The organism is Barnesiella sp. An22, from assembly GCF_963931395.1.
Taxonomy (GTDB): domain Bacteria; phylum Bacteroidota; class Bacteroidia; order Bacteroidales; family Barnesiellaceae; genus Barnesiella; species Barnesiella merdigallinarum.
Map to the genome: position 1 here is coordinate 943035 of NZ_OZ007014.1, position 19190 is coordinate 962224.

Genomic DNA, 19190 nt, shown 5'->3' on the forward strand with positions numbered 1-19190 from the left:
GCTGCCTGTTTCTGTCGTATGGAAAAGAGACGAGCCAAAAACAACAGGACCCTGACCGTCGAACCCGACGAGGTGGAGCGGTTGCGCCCGCTCATCACCCCGGCCGGGCGGGTGACGGCGGATTTCGACTTCGACAACCGCATCATCCAAGGCGACCTGCTGGCCGTGCTCGACCGTATCCCCGACCGTGTGGCCGACCTCATTATCGTAGACCCGCCCTATAATCTGTCGAAAAACTTTCACGGTATGAGCTTTCAGGCCCGTTCGCACGAGGCTTATCTGGATTATCTGCGCAGCTGGTTCCACCGGGTGTGCGAGAAGCTGAAGTCCACCGGGTCGCTCTACCTGTGCGGCGACTGGCGTTGTACGGCGGCCTTACAGACGGTGATGGACGAGGAGCTTACGGTGCTCAACCGCATCACCTGGCAGCGCGAGAAGGGCAAAGGGGCCCTGCACAACTGGAAGAATGCGATGGAGGATATTTGGTTCGGCGTGAAGGATGCCCGGCACTACTATTTCGATGTGGAGGCGGTCAAGCAGAAGCGGCGGGTGATAGCCCCCTATCGGCAGGACGGCAAGCCCAAGGACTGGCAGGAGACGAGTGCCGGAAACTTCCGCCTCACCTGCCCCTCGAACTTCTGGGACGATATCAGCATCCCTTTCTGGTCGATGCCCGAGAATACCGACCATCCCACCCAGAAACCCGAGAAACTCTATGCCAAGCTCATTCTGGCCTCGTCGCGCGAGGGCGACCTCGTGTTCGACCCCTTCCTGGGGAGCGGCACCTCGGCCGTGGTGGCCAGGAAGCTGAATCGCCGTTACCTGGGGGTGGAGGTGAACGAGGAGTATTGCCTGTGGGCGGCCAAGCGGTTGTGTCTGGCCGAGAGCGACCCGTCGATACAGGGTTATGCCGACGGGGTATTCTGGGAGCGCAATACGCTGGCCGTGCAGAAGTCGCGCCCGGCGACACCGCACGACAAAGATTGAACTGCCTTGCATCGGGGCAGTTCGGTTACCTGACTTTTATTTGCAGATATTGGTAAGACGATTTCGACCGCAGCCGGCGGTCGGAAACCGTGGGGTACGAGTCTCTTGCATCGGGCCCGTTCGCAGTGTTTTCGTATCAGTCGATAGACTCCTGTACCAACATGCGCTCCAGGTCTTTACCCGAAATCTTGGTGGTGATTTTGCCATTGTGGGCAAGCGAAATGTTGCCCGTCTCTTCCGACACGACAATGGCCAGCGCGTCGGTCACCTCGGTGATGCCCAGTGCCGAGCGGTGGCGAAGCCCCATCGACTTGGGAATCTTGTTGTTGTGCGATACCGGCAGAATGCAGGCCGCTGCGGCCAGGCGGTTGTCGGCGATGATGAGGGCACCGTCGTGCAGGGGGCTGTTCTTGAAAAAGATGTTTTCGATGAGGCGGGCGTTCACGTTGGCATTGATGGTGTCGCCGGTGTTTTTGTAGTTGTCGAGCGACACCCCTTGTTCGATGACGATGAGGGCGCCGGTCTTGGTCTTGGCCATGTTCATGCAGGCATACACGACGGGGATGATATAGGGCTTTTCGCCCTGGTCCTTGTGCTTGAGGAAGAAGTTGAAAAAGAATCGCCACCGCTTGTGCGAGCCCAGCTGCACGAGGAATCGCTTGATTTCGTCCTGAAACAGAATGACGAGGATGAGCAGGCCCACGCTCATGAACTTGTCCATAATCGAGCCGATGAGCCGCATGTCGAGTATCTGCTTCACCACAATCCACACGCCCACGAAGGCCAGTACACCGGTAAAGATGCTTATCGTGCCCGACTCCTTCATCATCTTGTAGAGGGTGTAGAGCAGCAGGGCTACGATGAGTATGTCGATAATATCTTTTATGCCGAATGAAAACATGTTAATCTCCAGATTGTAAGGTTCTTGAAACTATTTTTACCGTCTCTACGGCCTCTTTCACGTCGTGTACCCGCAGGATATGGGCGCCCCCCAGCAGGGCCAGCGTGTTGAGTACCGAGGTGCCGTTCAGACTCTCGTCGGGCGATGTGCCCAGCAGTTTGTATATCATCGACTTGCGCGATATGCCCACCAGCAGCGGGCGGCCCATGCGGGCAAACTCGTCGAGCCGGTTCATCAGGCGGTAGTTGTCGTCGAGGGTCTTGCTGAACCCGAATCCCGGGTCGATGATGATGTCGTTCACGCCGAGGCTCTCGAGCCGGGCGATGCGCTCGGCAAAGTAGTAGAGCATCTCGGCGATGAGGTGGTCGTAGTGGGTCTGTTGCATCATCGTCTGCGGCGTGCCCTTCATGTGCATGAGGATGTAGGGCACCTTGAGGTCGGCCACGGTTTCGAACATGCGGGGGTCGAGCTCGCCGCCCGAGATGTCGTTGACCATCTGCACCCCGTATTCCCGCACGCAGCGTGAGGCAACGTCGGCCCGGAAGGTGTCGACCGATACGTGAGCCTGCGGGTAGAGCTTGCGTATGATTTCGAGCCCCGAAGCGAGGCGGCGCATCTCTTCGTCGGGGGCGATGTCGTCGGCTTGAGGCCGCGACGAGTAGGCCCCGATGTCAATGATGTCGGCCCCTTCGTCGACAATCTGGTGCACCCGTGCCTCAATTTGTTCGGGAGCGGGGGTGCGGCTCCCGGCGTAGAACGAGTCGGGGGTGACGTTGAGTATACCCATGACCAGAGGTCTCGAGAGGGAGACCAGTTCTCCTCCCAGATTCAGCGATAGCGGTTTGTTCGGTACGTTGCGAAATATCATATAGACAATCTCTTGCAGGTGTCGGGTTTCGGTCCCGGCCGGTTTGTGGCACCGGCCTGTCGAGGGTGCCGATTAACTAAGCGAAGATAACGCTTTTTGTTGAATGGCACGGCATGATTGGACGAAAAACTTCGTCCGGCTGGCTACTCTTCGCGCGGAACCGCATCCAGCTCTTTGGGCGGGCCGGGTTTCGGGTCGGTCGTAACGGGTGCATCGGTAGCATCGACCTGGCTCTGGTGCAGGCTGTCGAGCACGTTCAAGTCATTCCGGAATGCCTCTACCTGTACCGGTGTGTCGGGAACTTTGTGCAGAAACAGGTATGACTTGGCCATGCGGGCGACGGCAAGCACGGCCAGTATGCCTGTCAGCCACAGGGCGGCTCGTCGTTCGCCCCTCGAGAGTTTGAAGAAGCTGTCGCGTCTGAGTGCCATTTACAGAATGCCGAATCCCGACAGGAAGATAAGTATGATAATGACAGGCGCAATGTATTTGATCGAGAAGAAGATGGCATTGAACAGCGGCTCGTGCAACTTGTTGCGGTTGGTGAGCTCCTCGCGCGAGATGTTGCGCTTCAGTACCCAGCCGATGAAGATGCTGATGAGCAGTCCGCTCACGGGCAGCAGGATGATGGCCGAGAAGTAGTCGAAGGCATCGAAGATGGTCTTCCCGAAAATCCGGATGTGGCTCCACGACCCGATGGAGAGCGAGCAGACGGTGCTCAGCAGGGCGATGACGAGTATCATTATCCGGGTAGCTTTCTTACGGCTCATGTGCATGTAGTTGATGAGGAAAGCGACTGCCACCTCGAAGAGCGAAACCGTAGAGGTGAGCGCCGCCACCGTGAGCAGCAGGAAGAAGAGCACCGACCACAGCGCCGATACCGGCATCTGGTTGAAGACATTGGGCAGGGTGACAAACACGAGGTCGGGGCCGGCCACGGGGTCGAGACCGCAGGAGAATACGGCAGGGAAGATGATGACCCCGGCCAGAATAGCCACTGTGGTGTCGAGTACGGCTACCGTCGAGGCGGTCTTTATCAGATGAGTCTTGGAGGTGAAGTAGGAGGAGTAGGTGACCAGAATGCCCATGCCCAGACTCAGCGAGAAGAAGGCTTGCCCCATGGCCCGGATGATGACTTGCGGCGTGATTTTGGAGAAGTCGGGGTGGAGGAAGAAGGCGAGCCCTTCGCTCGAGCCCGGCAGGGTGAGCGACCGTACGCAGAAGACGAGGAGAATGACGAAGAGCAGCGGCATGAGTATGTTCGACATCTTTTCGATGCCCTTCTGTACCCCTCGCGACAGAATCACGTAGTTGATTATCAAGAACAGATAGGTCCACAGCAGCGGGCGGAAATCGCTCTGGATAAAGGCATTCTGTTCGGCTTTGAACTCGGCGGCCGTTTTCCCGGCCAGGTCGTTGCCGAGGGCGCGGAAGAGGTACTCGAGGGTCCACCCCGAGATGACCATGTAGTAGCCCAGAATGAGGACTGAGGCCAATATGCCCATGTAGCCGATGTAGTGCCAGCGGCTGCCCGGTGCCAGTTTGCGGAAGGCGTCGACCGTGTCGCTCTTGGAGTGCCGGCCTATGATGAACTCGGCACACATGACCGGTATGCCCAGTATCAGTACACACAGAATATAAACCATCAGGAAGGCTCCGCCGCCGTTCATACCGGCTTCGTAGGGGAATCGCCAGATGTTTCCCAATCCTACCGCCGAGCCCACTGTGGTGGCGATAATACCCAGTTTTGTTGCAAATTTTGCTTGTTCTCCCATCGTTATGACATTTTCGGAATATGATTGCAAAAATATAAATTTTTAATCTATTCGACTGCAAAAGTAATGATAAAAAGGAGATTTAACGATTTTGGTATAAAAGTGTAGTCTTCGAGGCTGCACCGAGTCGCATGGCTTTGAGGCAGACAAGCCGCAACGGAGGTATTTGGTTTTACCGGGAGCAAGTGTTAACTTTGTTGCCGCGCCGGCTACTTCGGCCCGAGGGTTTGAGATATTCCCGGCTCACAGGTGTTATATGGAAAAACGAAAAACGAGATCTATGCAACTATTCAAGCGCGGGGCTTTTGTCCCCACAATCGTCGTGTTGGTGGCCATTACCTATCTGTCGTTGGCTCAAGACCCGGTGCATACCCAGGGGCTGCACCTCTTCGAGGGGGCCGACAAGGTAGTGCATGGCTGCATGTATCTGGCTTTGGTCGTGGTGGGTAGCTACGATTTGTATCGGGTGGGGCGCCCGTCGGTACGAGGCCGTCTCGGGTGGATGGTTGTGGCCGTCATGTGGGGTGGTGTGATGGAGCTGTTGCAAGGGGCGATGGGGCTGGGCCGTAGTGCCGACTGGCTCGACTTTGCCGCCAACAGTTGCGGAGCCCTGCTGGGATTTCTGTTGAGTCTCTATGTGTTGCCCCGTCTCTGGATGCGGTGGCACTCCCGCCGCTAATCCATGTCGGCAATCATGTCGGCAAGTTCGTTGCGCAAGGCTTTGAGTCGCTCGACCACCTGCTGGGTGCGGGTCACGCTTTCGCGTTTGTTTTTGAGGATTTGCCTGGCCCCTTCGATTTTCAGCTTGCGCTCTTTGAGCAGGTAGTGGATGAGTTTGATCTCCTCGATGTCTTTTTGCGAATAGTATCGGGTGCCCTTGGGTGAGCGTTTGGGCTTGATGGTTTTGAACTCCGACTCCCAGAAACGGAGGAGCGAGGGGTTCACATCGAGCATTTCGGAAACCTCGCCGATGGTGTAATAGAGCTTTTGTTTTTCGGGATCTGTCTCTTTCATGCGATAGCGTATTAGGTTAGTCCATGACACGGCCCTGATTTTCGGCCAGTTGAATCATGCGGTCGTAGTCTTCGGGCGATAGGTCGAAGAAATAGTAGTTGATGGGGTTCTGAGCCTTCCCCTTATACAATACCTCGTAGTGGAGGTGAGGCCCGGTCGATTTGCCGGTGTTGCCCACCTCGGCAATCTCTTCGCCGCGAACGACCGTTTGACCTTGTCGTACCAGAATCTTGTTCAGGTGGGCGTAGCGGGTCTTGTAGTCGTAGCCGTGGTCGATGACGACCGTATTGCCATAGCCCTGTTGCCAGCCGGTCTCGATCACCTTGCCGTTGCCGGTGGCGTAGACGGGGGTTCCTATGTTGGCCGAGAAGTCCATGCCTTCGTGAAACTTGGTGGTCTTGTATACCGGGTCGACCCGATAGCCGTAGCCCGAGGCGGTGCGCTTGAGGTCTTTGTTGGCTACCGGCTGTATGGCGGGCAGGTGCTTGATGCGCTCCTCCTGTCCCTGAGCCAGCTTCACGAGTTCGTTCATCGAGTTGCATTGCACATAGACCTGGCGGGTGAGGTTGTCGACCTTCTGGCTGGTCGATACAACCAGCTGGGCATCGCTCATCTTCAGCAGGTCGGCATACCGGCTGGGGTTGTAGATGCCGTTGTCGCGCACCTCGGCATTCACGGGCTCGGCTTGCAGCACCACGCGGTACATGTTGTCGTCGCGCTGTTGCAGGTCGCTCATCACGGCCAGTGCCGCATCTACCCGTTTGGAGAGGAGTTTGTATTGAGTCTTCATCTGCTCGTTTTCGAGCTTGAGAATCTCCTCTTTGGGCGAGCCCAGCCAAAAGTAGAGGCCGGCCACGAGTGCGATACTGATGACTCCCCCGACGAGCAGGTGGCGCAGCACCACGGCGATACGTTGGCGCAGGGAGGGGTACACCCGTTCGTAGGTCAGTGTCTTGGGGTTGTATATGTAGAAAACCTTTTTACTCATGGATATAACTAACAGGCCGGTCCTATCGGCACCCGTCGGGGTAAATCGTCAAAAAAAAGATGTTGTTGAACATTTTTTTATCTGCACATGGTCACAAAAATAATAAATTGAGCTATTTTTGCAAATTGTTTTTGGTAATATTAAGATACCAGACAGGCGATTTCGGCTTCGGTAACGGAGCGGGAGCGTCGTAAGAACTTAATTTAATTAGATTGTTATGCTTACAGCAAAAGAGATTCGTGAATCGTTTAAGGATTTTTTTAGGGAACGAGGCCACCAGATTGTGCCGTCGGCTCCTATGGTCATTAAAGACGACCCTACATTGATGTTTACCAATGCGGGCATGAACCAGTTCAAGGATATTATCCTGGGCAATGTTCCTGCCAAATACAAGAGAGTCGCGGATTCACAGAAGTGCCTGCGCGTGAGCGGCAAGCACAACGATTTGGAAGAGGTGGGTCTCGATACCTATCACCATACCATGTTCGAGATGCTGGGCAACTGGTCGTTTGGCGACTACTTCAAGAAAGAGGCCATCAACTGGGCCTGGGAATATCTGGTCGATGTGCTCAAAATCGATCCCGACCGCTTGTATGCTACGGTGTTCGAGGGCTATGCTCCCGAAGGGCTCGAGCGCGACAACGAGGCTGCCTCGTACTGGGAGGCTCATCTGCCCAAGGAACACATTATCAACGGTAACCGTCACGACAACTTCTGGGAAATGGGCGATACGGGTCCCTGCGGTCCCTGCTCCGAAATTCATATCGACCTGCGTAGCGATGCCGAGCGGGCCGAGGTCGATGGCCTCACGCTCGTGAACCAGAGCCACCCGCAGGTAATCGAGATCTGGAACCTCGTGTTCATGCAATACAACCGCAAGGCCGACGGTTCGCTCGAGCCGCTGCCTGCCCGGGTAATCGATACGGGTATGGGTTTCGAACGCCTCTGTATGGCTTTGCAGGGCAAGACCTCGAACTACGATACCGACGTGTTCCAGCCCATCATCAAGGAGATTGGCCGCCTCTGCGGCAAGACCTACGGCGAAGACCCCAAGGTCGACATCGCCATGCGTGTGATTGCCGACCACATCCGCACCATCGCCTTCTCGATTACCGACGGACAGTTGCCTTCGAATGCCAAGGCCGGCTATGTAATCCGCCGTATCTTGCGCCGGGCCGTGCGTTACGGTTACACCTTCCTGGGTCAGAAACAGGCCTTCCTCTACAAGCTGCTCGATATTCTCATCGAGACGATGGGCGATGCCTATCCCGAACTGAAGGAGCAGAAGATGCTCATCGGCAAGGTAATCAAGGAGGAGGAAGATGCCTTCTTGCGTACGCTCGAGACCGGTATCAAGCTGCTCGACAAGGTGGTAGCCGATGCCAAGGCTGCCGGCAAGAACGAGATAAGCGGGGTAGATGCCTTTACCCTCTACGATACCTACGGATTCCCCATCGACCTGACCGAGCTCATCCTCAAGGAGAAGGGCATGGGGGTAGACCTCGACGGATTCAACGCCCAGATGCAGCAGCAGAAAGAGCGTGCCCGCAACGCCGCTGCCGTAGAGACGAGCGACTGGGTAGTGCTGCGCGAGGGCGAGCCCGAGTTTGTGGGCTACGACATGCTGGAGTGCGACTGCCGCATCCTGCGCTACCGTAAGGTAAAACAGAAAAACAAGGAATATTACCAGATTGTGCTCGACCGCACCCCCTTCTATGCCGAGATGGGTGGCCAGGTAGGCGATACCGGCAAACTGATTTCGGCCAACGAGACGGTAGAGATTCTGCAGACGAAACGGGAAAACAACCTGGGTATACACATTACCGAGCACATGCCCGAGGAGGTGACGGCTCAGTTCCATGCCGTTGTCGACAAGGAGGCCCGCCAGGCTACGGCCTGCAACCACACGGCCACTCACTTGCTGCACGAGGCCCTGCGCGAGGTGCTGGGTACGCATGTCGAGCAAAAAGGTTCGTATGTATCGCCCCAGTCGCTGCGCTTCGACTTCTCGCACTTCAAGAAGGTGACCGACGAGGAGTTGCGCCAGGTAGAGATTTTGGCCAACCGCAAGGTGCGCGAAGCCATTCCGCTGGACGAGCGCCGCAACGTGCCTATTGCCGAGGCCAAGGCCATGGGAGCCATGGCTCTCTTCGGCGAGAAGTACGGCGAAGAGGTGCGAGTAATCCGCTTCGGTTCGTCGGTTGAGCTGTGTGGTGGTACCCACGTGGCCAATACCGGTAACATCGGTATGATCAAGATTGTATCCGAGAGCTCGATTGCGGCCGGTATCCGCCGTATCGAGGCCATCACGGGAGCCCGTGTAGAGGAGACAATCTACTCGTTGCAGGATTCGCTCAAGGAGATAGCGACTCTCTTCAACAATGCTCCCAACCTGATACAGGCTATCCACAAGGCTATCGATGAGAATACCGAGTTGCGCAAGCAGACCGAGGAGTATGTGAAGGAGAAAATGGCAGATATGAAGGAGCGCATGCTCAAGACGGCCGAGAATGTCAACGGTATGAAGCTGATTCGTTTCATCGGGCCTATGCCTGCCGATGTCGTGAAGGGCATCGCCTTCATGCTGCGCAACGAGGTGGCCGAGGGATTGGCTTTTGTAGCTGCTACCAAGGACAACGACAAACCGTTGTTGACGGTGATGTTTAGCAACGACGTGGTGGCCGATGGCAAGAATGCGTCGGCTATCGTGCGCGAAGCTGCCAAACTGATACAGGGTGGCGGTGGCGGACAGCCTTACTTCGCACAGGCCGGCGGTAAGAATGCCGAGCACCTGTCCGATGCGTTGGAAAAGATGGTTTCGCTGGTTGTGGGTTAAATCTCCCGCAACCTGCGATTCGCGCGATATAAAAAAACTCCGGTTCTTTCGAGAACCGGAGTTTTTTTATGCAGTGATTTATTTCTGCCGATTACAACAGCATGGCAGCTCTCACCTCCTTGGCCTTCTCTTCGCCGGCAATTTGGGCGATGATGGCCGTAGCGAAGGGGATGGCAGCAGCCGGGCCCTTGCCCGTGATGATGTTGCGGTCGATGGTTACGAGTTCGCCGGTGACGGTGGCACCCGTAAGGAATTGTTCGAAACCGGGGTAGCAGGTGGCTTTGTAGCCGTTGAGCAGTCCGGCCTGACCCAATACCGAGGGGGCTGCACAGATGGCGGCAATGTGTTTGTTGGCGGCAGCCTGGCGTTGCAGCAGCGACACGAGGGGCTTGCATTCGCTCAAGTGTTTGGTGCCGGGCATTCCACCGGGCAGGACAAGCCATTCTACATCATCGGCCGACAGCTCTACCCAGGTACAGTCGGCGGTTACGGTAACTCCATGCGATCCCTCGACTTGAAGATTGCGCGAGATGGAAACCGTGGTGATGTCGATTCCGGCACGACGCAGCATGTCTACAACCGTGAGGGCTTCCATTTCTTCAAATCCTGTAGCGAGAAATAAATAAACAGTTTTCATTATTTCGATTTTTTTTATTGTCAATATAGGTTTATAGAGGCTCACAAGACCCTGTTGGCCATCCCGTCGGTAGGTATGGCCGATGCTGTGGGGCAAACAAGCCCCGGCTTTCGAGGGCCGGGTTCGTGCTGTGAGAGGTGCGGCTTAAAGCGTTCCGGCTTCGGCCTGCTGAATCATCTGCTGGCTGGCGTAGAGGTATACTTCTACCCGGCGGTTCTCCTGGCGGCCGGCAGCGGTCGAGTTGTCGGCAACGGGGTTAGCCTCGCCCATGCCCTCGACGGTCTTGATTTGTATCGACGACACACCGCAACCCAGCAGGTAGCTGGCTACGCTCTGTGCGCGCTCTTGCGACAGGTTCAGGTTCTTCTGGTAGCTTTGCTCGGCCGTCGAGTTTTTCCAGCCTTGATTGTCGGTATATCCATAGATGGCGACATCCATGTCGCGGTTCTGGTTCAGCACGTTGTTGGCAAACTTGCTCAGAGCGGCTTGGGCCGATGCGCTGAGGGTAGAGCTGCTTGTCGAGAAGAGGATACCCGAGTCGAAGGTTACCTTTACAGCCTGCAGACCGTTATTGTCGGTTACCTGCTCGACCTGTGCGCCTTCTACCTGTTTGGCTTGTTCGGCAGCCTTATCCATTTTTTTACCGATAAGGGCTCCGGCGGTCGTACCTACGGCAGCACCTACGGCGGCACCGATGGCAGCACCTTTGCCTTTTCCGAAGATGGCACCCAATCCGGCACCTACGGCAGCACCGCTACCGCCTCCGATGAGGGCTCCTTTGCCGGTATTTGACATGTTACAACCTGTAAACAGCATACCGGCTATCAGAATACAAGACAGAACTTTAATAGATTTCATATCATTTGGGTTTTAGAATTTGCTTCACAAAAGTAAGAAAAAAAACGATATGGTATTTGATAATAATTATAATAAATGAGGGAGAAAATTGTTTGCTTTCGGCAGATTTTGGAAAATTTAAATATATTTGTTGTAATCAGGTAGGTTTTATTTGACTATCAACAGATTGGATAAAACTCGCACGAGAACGGGCAATGGATAAGAAAAAGCCGGACTGTTCCGAACCGCCATATTTCTCATGCTTTCAAATAACTCTTTATCTCACTTGCAAAGATAACATTTCTTTCTGAAAAGGCCATATAAACGGCTGCAATCTTACGGAATAAAAACATATCGGGAAAAACGAGCATACCGTAGCCGAGTCCCCATAACCACAGGCAAAGGTAATTCGTGTTCTTCCCGTACAAGCAAGGCCAAGCCCTTCGGGTTCGTGGAAAAAATCATCCTCGCCCCGGAGGGCTTGCGGTATTTTTTCCCGAAGCCTTGCATGTACGGAACACGACCTTTTTAGGCCTGTAGTTATGGGAACTCCGGCCCCAGAAGCCGGACTAACAAAAAATCAAATGTTATGTTACAGGCAACAAAGAACAAGTACACGGTGGAAACACTCAAACCACTGAACATTCTGTACGATCATGAACACTGGCTGACACAGCAGGACGTGGATATGGCCAACGGCTATGTGGAACTGATAGAAAGGACACGCTCGGAAAAGACTCCACAGATAGGTGACAGACTCATCTATGTGGACAGATACGGGAAATATTACGGCAATGCCCTTATTGAAAACAATGATGAAGAGAGCGGTCGGATTTCCATCTGTGAAGAACCTTATATTCCCTTTGTATGGGAGCAGGACGCCAATATCCGGCTGAGCGTCAGCGGAGGGGCCTTCCACCATATTGACCCCAAGCAATTGAAATTCGTCAGATGGACGGAAGGTGCATTCAAGGACTGGGGAAACTGCGGAGCGTGTGCCAACGGTGCCGTCACATTCACGGCAAAAGTACCGTTATGGTCCTATTCCGAACCTGATCCGCTCTACGGTGATTTCACCACGGAAACATGGAGACAATATTATTTGACCAAGGACACGGGTCCGGACGCACGCAACCTGTACCAGGGCTACGACATAGCTTTCAGGACCGAAGAGAACTTCCGGCAGTTCCTGAAGGACTATGAAGGGACTGTGTTCAAGGGCAACTGGGAAAACCAGATCGTACTCTGGTGTTTCCGACATGAAAACCGGTTCCTGCCGCAGCACGAATGGGACAAGATAGATGCCCCGGCCATGGAACGGCGTCTCAACTTCCATCCCGAACAGGTCAAGCTGGTCAAGGACATGGACAGCCACATCACCTACTGTTACCGTATCAAACCCGAAATTGACAATCTCTAAAACAATACAGTTATGCAGACAACAGCAACAAGAACAGCAGGCAGCCACACTGACCTGCTTACAGGTATCCTGAACGTGCAAGTAAGGAACGAGGACAAAATTACAGAACAGGACCGGCAGTATTGCCAGCTACAGCAGGACCAGCTCTACAGGACACTTGACCGTATCGACCGATGGTATGACATCTTCAAGGAAGAAGCGGAACGGTATCGGGAAATCAAGAGTTTCAAGTATGAGAATAACGGTAAGGTCTCCATACGGAATTTCTATTTCAACAACAGCGGGGAGGATGACTATACCCACAACGAATTCAAACCGTTTGACCTCATCAACGAGCTTGCGGACAACAACTGCAATGCCAACGCGAATTTCGCGAGTCGCATCATTTCCTATTTCAACAGGACCTACAATGTAGATGTCCCCATTCCTGTAATCGACGAGAAGGCCATGCGCATGGGATTCCGTCCGGTCTACCAGACTTACGTGGACATGGTCATTGAACACCTCGGCGGAAAAAGTTTCCGTGAGACCGCAGAGGAAGAACTGCTGGCCCGTTTCCTGAAAACGGTACAGCCTTCCCGCTGGAGCAAGGTGAAGCCCGAACTGAAAAAGGACAAGATAACTTTCCCTGACATCGTATCCTGGGACAGCATCCATCTGGAATACCACCGGGAATATGAGTTCTCGTATGACTGCGGAAGGAAAGTGGACATTTTCTGCGAAGGTATCGCATACGGAGCAGATGACGTGATAAACGGTTCAAGCGGTATGGTCATCGGCCTTGACAGACGCGATGTGGATATAACCGAATGGTACAACCTCACCCTGAGCAACGCAGAACAGATCAAGTTCTACAAGAACGGACGCATCGACGTACGCTTCAAGGACAGCCAGGCCGCAGAGAACTGCTACAGAAGGCTGCGGCTGGATGAAATCACACTCAGAGAAGAGTGATTCATGAAATACTTATTCAGACACCCCGTAAGACATCCTTGCGGGGTGTCTTCGTTTCCAACCATTAAAAAAGAAAAGACATGTATGCCATCATACCCCAACAGATTCCTCAGGACAGGCGTGCCGAGATCAACGAGAAAATCCTTTTCGCCATAGACTCCGGCAAGGACCTCGTTCCGAAGGAAAGCATCTACAACTGCTACACGGGAATCGGAGGACTGCACAACCTCAGGCAGTCGGATTTCACCAGCTACCATGAATACGCCGAGGCCAAGAAGGAATTCGAGATGGGACAGTTCTTCACCCCGCACGACATATGCCGGAGCATGGTGGAGACCCTTTCTCCGACATCGGCGGAAATGGTACTTGACATGTGCTGCGGCATGGGCAACTTCTTCAACCATCTGCCCAACCTGCACAATGCCTACGGATTCGACATTGACGGCAAGGCGGTGGCCGTTGCCAGATACCTCTACCCGGAAGCTCATATCGAGAAATGCGACATACAGCTGTACAATCCCGAACAGCGTTTCGACATCATTGTCGGAAATCCGCCCTTCAACCTGAAATTTGATTACAGGCTGTCGCAGGAATTCTACATGGACAAGGCCTATGACGTGCTCAACCCTGCCGGAATCCTGATGGTCATCGTCCCTCTCTCCTTCATGCAGAACGAGTTCTGGGAAAAGACACGCGTGGCGAAAATCAACTCGAATTTCTCCTTCATCGGCCAGACCAGGCTGGAACATTCAGCCTTCTCTACGGTGGGCGTGCAGAATTTCGCAACAAAAATCATGGTATTCCTCCGCCGTTCCCTCCATATTGAAATGCAGCCGTACAACGCGGAAGAGTTTGTCAGCATGGATGAGCTGAAGAAACGCATAGCCGAAGTGCGGAAAATGAAACACCGGCTGCGCCTCCAGCTGATGCGGGAGTGCAACCATATAGACAAAGAAGAGCTGGAACAGTTCGAGTACAGGCTCGCCAAATACATGTATGAGCTGAAAGCCCATGCCGTGCTGAACAGGCATGTCGAAAAGGCGGAGGCGCTGGTGTCCAAATTCCGCAACCAGAAACCGCCGGAAAATGCCACCCGGGAACAGATAAAGGAATGGGAACGCAAGAAGCTGACCACCGGCAAGGTTCTCGGCATCATCCGCAGGTACATCACCTCGCAGAACGTGGTGCCGCGCAAGGAAGTGGCATTGGTGAAGACATCCTATGGCTTCAAGCTGAAGCAATATGCCCCGCGTCTGCTTGACAAGGTCACGCACAAGGCCGCAGGCATCAACGACCTCATACTCGGAAGGGCCGAACTCCCGATGCCGGAAAACGTCACAGAAAAGAACATGCGGCAGATCCGTGCCGCCAGTAAACTGATACGGCGCAAACAGAGGCAATACGAGACCCAGAATCTCCAGTTTGTGGAAATGCGGGAAGATGCCGGCCTGAAGGAATACCTGGACCGCACCACATTCATCAACAAGGACGGTGAAGTCTGCGAATTCACGGACTTGCAGAAACACGACCTGAACCTCGTGTTGCAGAAACGCTACGCCCTGCTGAACTGGCAGCAGGGTTCAGGCAAGACTGCCGCCGTCTATCACAGGGCGAAATACCTGCTCAAGTTCAGAAAGGCAAAGAACGTCATCATACTTGCCCCGGCCATCGCCACCAACATGACCTGGATACCGTTCCTTACCATAAACAAGGAACGCTTCCGTACAATACAGACCGCCGGCGACCTCAACAACATACCGGAAGGGACATTCCTTGTCGTCTCCACCTCCATGCTCCGGAAACTGAAAAGAGGACTGATGCGTTTCGTGAAACGCACTTCCGGCAAGCTGTGCCTTGTCTTCGACGAGTCGGACGAAATCACCAATCCCACATCGCAGCGTACAAGAAACATCCTGCGCATATTCAGGAGGCTCAGGTACAAGATCCTCGACACGGGAACAACCACCCGCAACAACATCGCGGAACTGTACAGCCAGTTCGAACTACTCTACAACAACTCCGTAAACATGATATGCTGGAGCCCGCAGGTCTACCACGAAAACAGGGACCACGAGATAGAGGAAGAGAACAACCCGGATTACGGAACACCGTTCCCCGCCTTCAGGGGGCATGTCCTTTTCCGTGCCTGCCACTGTCCGGGGAAAGCCACTGTATTCGGCATCGAGAAACAGAACCAGGACGTGTACAACAAGGACGAACTCTCCGAACTTATCGGCAAGACGGTCATCACGCGTAAATTCAGGGACTTCGCAGGAGAGAAATACCGGATACGGACACATACCGTCCGTCCCTCGGAAGGAGAACACGAGGTATACCGTGTCATCATCGAGGAATTCTGCCGCATCTGTGAGCTGTACTACAACAGCACGGGAGACACGAAAAAGGATGCAGGACTGAGACTCATGAGGCAGATCAAGCTGCTTATCAAAGCCTGTTCGGTACCTCACCTGATAGAGGGATACTACGGTGACAGTTATCCTTCCAAGACCCGCTATATTGAAAGGCTCATAAGGACAATACCGGGTAAGGTTGCCATCGGATGTACCACATTGGCGGCCTTCGACCTCTACGAGAGCTATATCCGGGAACATTTTCCCGACAGACCTGTATTTGTGGTCAAGGGAGATGTAGCCTTCAAGAAACGGCAGAGCATCGTGACCGAATTCGACTCCACTATCAACGGCATCCTGATATGCACACAGCAGAGCCTAAGCAGCTCCGTGAACATACCTACCTGCAACGACGTGATACTGGAATCCCTGCAGTGGAACATCCCCCGTATGGAACAGTTCTACTTCCGTTTCATCCGTCTCGATTCCAAAGAAATGAAGGATGTCCACTACGTCACCTACGAAGATTCGGTCGAACAGAACCTGATGGCACTGGTACTGACCAAGGAGCGTCTGAACGAATTCATCAAGACCGGTGAGGTCAAGGAACAGTCAGAAATCTTCGAGGAGTTCGACATCACAATGTCTGTCATCGACAGCCTGCTCATCCGCACGCAGGACAGTGAAGGCAAAATACACATCAGCTGGGGAAGCCAGCGCATAACAGAATAAATATGAACCGTATGAAGAAGACCGGGAGTTCCATTCCCACCGACAAAGGTAAGCCGCGTCCCCATCGGCTGAGCAAGGTCAGGCCGCAGGCGGTTTTCAGGAAAATCATCCTCGCGGAGCTGCGGTATTTTCCCGAAAAACCCTGCACAGCCGGGACACGGCACCTTGTCGAGGTCGGTGGAATGGAATCCCCGGCATCCACATACATAAAAGACAAGTAATATGGATCTGAACAATGCAGAGATTGCCGTGACCACACAGCATCTCATTGACATAAAGGATTACAGGGACTACTGGCTGCACCTGTCCGGCTACAGCGACATGGGCGAGTTCCTGAGTGCCTGTTCCGACCTGTTTCCCGGGGAAAAGGAACCGGAATACCGGTATCCGAAATGGGAAAACATTCCGGACACACTGGTCAGTCGTGAATGGCTCTGTCCCAACTTCTTCGAGATCAGGGATGCCCTTGAAAGGCTCGAAGAGGAAGAAACGGAGTTTTTCATAAGCTGGAGCAGAAGTTACGGATATGACATCACCACGGATGACCCGCACATGATGGTATCACACTACCATGACCTGTACGGGGATACCGTCACGGAAACGGAAGAAGACGCGGACACGGGAGAAGATGCCCTGATATACACGGGCGTATCAAGCTACTACTGCGACATGCTTCCATTCCGTTACGAAATATTTGATGACAATTATGACTAAAAGACAAAAGATATGGAAATCAACTTCAAAGGACCTGTAATGCCTATCGACCCATACTCGCAGCTGGCATTCGTGGAAATACTGAACATACTACTGACGGCGGGACACATCGTGGACGTGAACCGCTTCCTCATAAGCAGGAATGTCAATCCGCAGTTCGGCTCACTGTCAGGCTATTTCAGATGGTCGTTCGCCGGAGACCATTTTACCCTCTGGCAACGCACGGACTACAATTCAACGCTATGTTTTAACCACAGGATACTCGATCTGCCTTTCGGTGTCCTGGCAGCAAAAGACAGCGGGAAAGACAAGGAAACGGCAAACTGAAAATGAAACGATATGGAAACTACGGTAAAAATACTCAACCGGGAAATCGCGCTCGCGGCATTTGACAGGCTCCGCCGGGAAAAAAGGAAGGATGCCGCACTGAGACTGGCCGGGTGTATGCTCAGAGGGACATACATATCCCTCGGCATCGGTGATACCGACTGGGAAATAGACACCGCACTGCACAAATGCGGCGGTGAGCCTAAAACCGGATACGGTCATATGGCACATTTCCACTTCGACGGCAAAACGGAAATGGAAACAGAGAAATATGAAAGGCTCAAGGAAGAGAACGAATGACAAGGGAGCGGCCGAAAGGTCGCTCTTCTCATTTATAAACGACATGTACGGGAAACAGAATCCTGCCGTACACAGGTAACAGAAATGGAAGAACAGGAAAGACTGACAATGGAATTCGTGAAATCGCTCATGGACAAGTCCTACACGCTGGTATGGGTGGACTACAACGACAATCTCGACAACTGCCGTGACACCATCCAGAAGTGTCTGGAAGAAAGGAGCTGTGAAAGTCTGTGGGAGAAAGTGGACGAATGGTACGGTGACGCCGAATGGGAAGCTGTCCGTGAAATCGTCTCAAAGCTGAAGGATGAATGTATCCGTTTCCATGATTTCGGGGAAGAGGAAGTGGACAAGTTCTTTCAAGAACACGAAGACGAAATCAGGGAAGAAATCTATGACAGAAACGACTCTGACACGCTGAAAGAACTTCTCAAAAACACGGATGACATCCCCGTGCGTGTCGAGATGCTGTCAAACTACGACTGCATCAATTCCAACTGGCTGGAATCGCAGGAAGGATACCGGTACAAGGAATCCTATTTCGGGGATATGATAGACGCGCTGAACCTCAATCCAGCCAAAGTGAAGAAAATGCTGGTGGAGAAAGGCTACACGGTATATGGCCGGTTCCCCGACAAAAAATACAGGGACGGCAAGGAACAGGTATCCTATGAACAGTTCTACCATGAACTCATCAACTCCTGCTGCGGTGCCAACCTGCTGACCTATATCGGCAAGGTAAGCCTGCAGGAACTTTATGATGCCGGATTCTCGCTTGGGGAAGTCATTATTCCCAAAGGCAACTGCTGCGGCATCTTCAGCTCCATGTACGGCGGTGGAAGTCTCCTGGAAATGGAACTCCTGAAAGATGTCAGACTGAAACTGGAAGTCAGGGACTATCACGGATTCCGCTTCCGTCTTGACAGCGAGAACTCAAAATATGAATGCTCCATCAAGCATGTGTACGGGGTATGCGATTCCTTCTTCGGAGAAAAGATAGGTCTTGTCGCTTCATAAATCAAGTATGGTCACTTAAAGATATCAAATCATGGAAAAGAAATATGCAATCATCCTATTCAAGGGAAAAGAATACCTGTGCGGACACGAAGACGGCTGCCATTACGATGTGTCCTGCCCGGTGAGGACATTCACTGAAGGAGAAGACGACTTCAAAATTCAGGAATCCGGGAAAAACCGGTCTGAAAGGACATTCCGGTACCATGAAAAGGAATTCAGGCTTGTCACCGGCTTCTACCCGAACGGATGGCCGGTTCTGAGTCTGGAATCACCGGACAACGGGGAACTATACACGGTACTTACCGTCAATCTGGAAGACTCCCCGGCATTCGGGATTCCCGACCAGGCATTCATTGACATAAACAACAATCCGGAAGCGATGGAATTCCTCATAAGGAACAGCCTTGCAGAAGATACGGGATACAGACGCAAAAGCGGATGGGTGGAATACCCGATGGCAAAACTGAACCTTGCTGAACTGTACCGGTTGTCACCGGAATCGTTCGAGAACCAAGAATAAGAATCAACAATA

Annotated in this window: 20 protein-coding genes; 12 read left to right on the forward strand and 8 right to left on the reverse strand. The window is 53.4% G+C overall.

What is annotated here, in order from left to right:
* Positions 1-18 precede the first annotated feature (18 nt).
* Positions 19-987: a DNA methyltransferase gene (locus tag ABGT88_RS03750; RefSeq protein ID WP_087408291.1), complete on the forward strand. Its 969-nt coding sequence runs from the start codon at positions 19-21 to the stop codon at positions 985-987.
* 136 nt (positions 988-1123) lie between these two features.
* Here the strand turns inward: ABGT88_RS03750 and cdaA are convergent, their stop codons facing one another.
* From cdaA to ABGT88_RS03770, 4 genes are all read right to left on the reverse strand, one after another.
* Entirely contained in the window at positions 1124-1888 is a 765-nt protein-coding gene (gene cdaA, locus ABGT88_RS03755) for a diadenylate cyclase CdaA (protein WP_087408257.1), read from the reverse strand.
* Position 1889: 1 nt separating this feature from the next.
* A complete protein-coding gene (gene folP / locus ABGT88_RS03760) occupies positions 1890-2756 on the reverse strand; it encodes a dihydropteroate synthase (RefSeq protein WP_346700523.1) in 867 nt (288 codons plus the stop codon).
* A gap of 143 nt (positions 2757-2899) precedes the next feature.
* A complete protein-coding gene (locus ABGT88_RS03765) occupies positions 2900-3187 on the reverse strand; it encodes a hypothetical protein (RefSeq protein WP_346700525.1) in 288 nt (95 codons plus the stop codon).
* Positions 3188-4537: a sodium-dependent transporter gene (locus ABGT88_RS03770; RefSeq protein ID WP_346702813.1), complete on the reverse strand. Its 1350-nt coding sequence runs from the start codon at positions 4535-4537 to the stop codon at positions 3188-3190.
* A 274-nt stretch (positions 4538-4811) separates the two neighbouring features.
* Between ABGT88_RS03770 and ABGT88_RS03775 the strand changes: the two genes are divergently transcribed.
* Complete coding sequence (locus ABGT88_RS03775; protein ID WP_298663624.1) at positions 4812-5210, forward strand: hypothetical protein; 399 nt, start codon at positions 4812-4814, stop codon at positions 5208-5210.
* Here ABGT88_RS03775 and ABGT88_RS03780 read toward each other — a convergent pair.
* Positions 5207-5545 carry a MerR family transcriptional regulator gene (locus ABGT88_RS03780; RefSeq protein WP_087408252.1) on the reverse strand — a complete coding sequence of 113 codons (339 nt, stop codon included), beginning with the start codon at positions 5543-5545 and terminating at the stop codon, positions 5207-5209. The genes ABGT88_RS03775 and ABGT88_RS03780 overlap by 4 nt on opposite strands.
* 16 nt (positions 5546-5561) lie before the next feature.
* Entirely contained in the window at positions 5562-6533 is a 972-nt protein-coding gene (locus ABGT88_RS03785) for a M23 family metallopeptidase (RefSeq protein ID WP_087408251.1), read from the reverse strand.
* A gap of 217 nt (positions 6534-6750) precedes the next feature.
* Here ABGT88_RS03785 and alaS point away from each other — a divergent pair, with 217 nt between their 5' ends.
* Positions 6751-9369: an alanine--tRNA ligase gene (alaS, locus tag ABGT88_RS03790; protein ID WP_346700528.1), complete on the forward strand. Its 2619-nt coding sequence runs from the start codon at positions 6751-6753 to the stop codon at positions 9367-9369.
* 91 nt (positions 9370-9460) lie between these two features.
* Here the strand turns inward: alaS and ABGT88_RS03795 are convergent, their stop codons facing one another.
* Positions 9461-10006 (reverse strand): DJ-1 family glyoxalase III, encoded by a 546-nt coding sequence (locus ABGT88_RS03795; RefSeq protein ID WP_087408249.1) that lies wholly within the window; start codon positions 10004-10006, stop codon positions 9461-9463.
* Positions 10007-10150: 144 nt separating this feature from the next.
* A complete protein-coding gene (locus ABGT88_RS03800; RefSeq protein WP_346700530.1) occupies positions 10151-10864 on the reverse strand; it encodes an OmpA family protein in 714 nt (237 codons plus the stop codon).
* A gap of 568 nt (positions 10865-11432) precedes the next feature.
* Between ABGT88_RS03800 and ABGT88_RS03805 the strand changes: the two genes are divergently transcribed.
* The 9 genes from ABGT88_RS03805 (at position 11433) to ABGT88_RS03845 (ending at position 19178) form a co-directional block, all read left to right on the forward strand.
* Positions 11433-12263 (forward strand): DUF4121 family protein, encoded by an 831-nt coding sequence (locus ABGT88_RS03805; protein ID WP_072544942.1) that lies wholly within the window; start codon positions 11433-11435, stop codon positions 12261-12263.
* 12 nt (positions 12264-12275) lie between these two features.
* The gene (locus ABGT88_RS03810; RefSeq protein WP_057281942.1) at positions 12276-13217 is read left to right on the forward strand and encodes a hypothetical protein; all 942 of its coding nucleotides are present in this window, start codon (positions 12276-12278) and stop codon (positions 13215-13217) included.
* Positions 13218-13297: 80 nt separating this feature from the next.
* The gene (locus ABGT88_RS03815) at positions 13298-16300 is read left to right on the forward strand and encodes an N-6 DNA methylase (protein ID WP_346700533.1); all 3003 of its coding nucleotides are present in this window, start codon (positions 13298-13300) and stop codon (positions 16298-16300) included.
* Between the two features lie 11 nt (positions 16301-16311).
* A complete protein-coding gene (locus tag ABGT88_RS03820) occupies positions 16312-16521 on the forward strand; it encodes a hypothetical protein (RefSeq protein WP_225226238.1) in 210 nt (69 codons plus the stop codon).
* Position 16522: 1 nt separating this feature from the next.
* The gene (locus tag ABGT88_RS03825; RefSeq protein ID WP_346700535.1) at positions 16523-17014 is read left to right on the forward strand and encodes a hypothetical protein; all 492 of its coding nucleotides are present in this window, start codon (positions 16523-16525) and stop codon (positions 17012-17014) included.
* Positions 17015-17026: 12 nt separating this feature from the next.
* A complete protein-coding gene (locus tag ABGT88_RS03830) occupies positions 17027-17341 on the forward strand; it encodes a hypothetical protein (protein WP_005801751.1) in 315 nt (104 codons plus the stop codon).
* Between the two features lie 12 nt (positions 17342-17353).
* Positions 17354-17641 (forward strand): hypothetical protein, encoded by a 288-nt coding sequence (locus ABGT88_RS03835; protein WP_343020447.1) that lies wholly within the window; start codon positions 17354-17356, stop codon positions 17639-17641.
* A gap of 84 nt (positions 17642-17725) precedes the next feature.
* On the forward strand, positions 17726-18658 hold the full coding sequence (locus tag ABGT88_RS03840; protein ID WP_005801755.1) for a hypothetical protein: 933 nt from the start codon (positions 17726-17728) through the stop codon (positions 18656-18658).
* Between the two features lie 31 nt (positions 18659-18689).
* The gene (locus tag ABGT88_RS03845) at positions 18690-19178 is read left to right on the forward strand and encodes a DUF4313 domain-containing protein (RefSeq protein ID WP_055172621.1); all 489 of its coding nucleotides are present in this window, start codon (positions 18690-18692) and stop codon (positions 19176-19178) included.
* Positions 19179-19190: the final 12 nt, after the last annotated feature.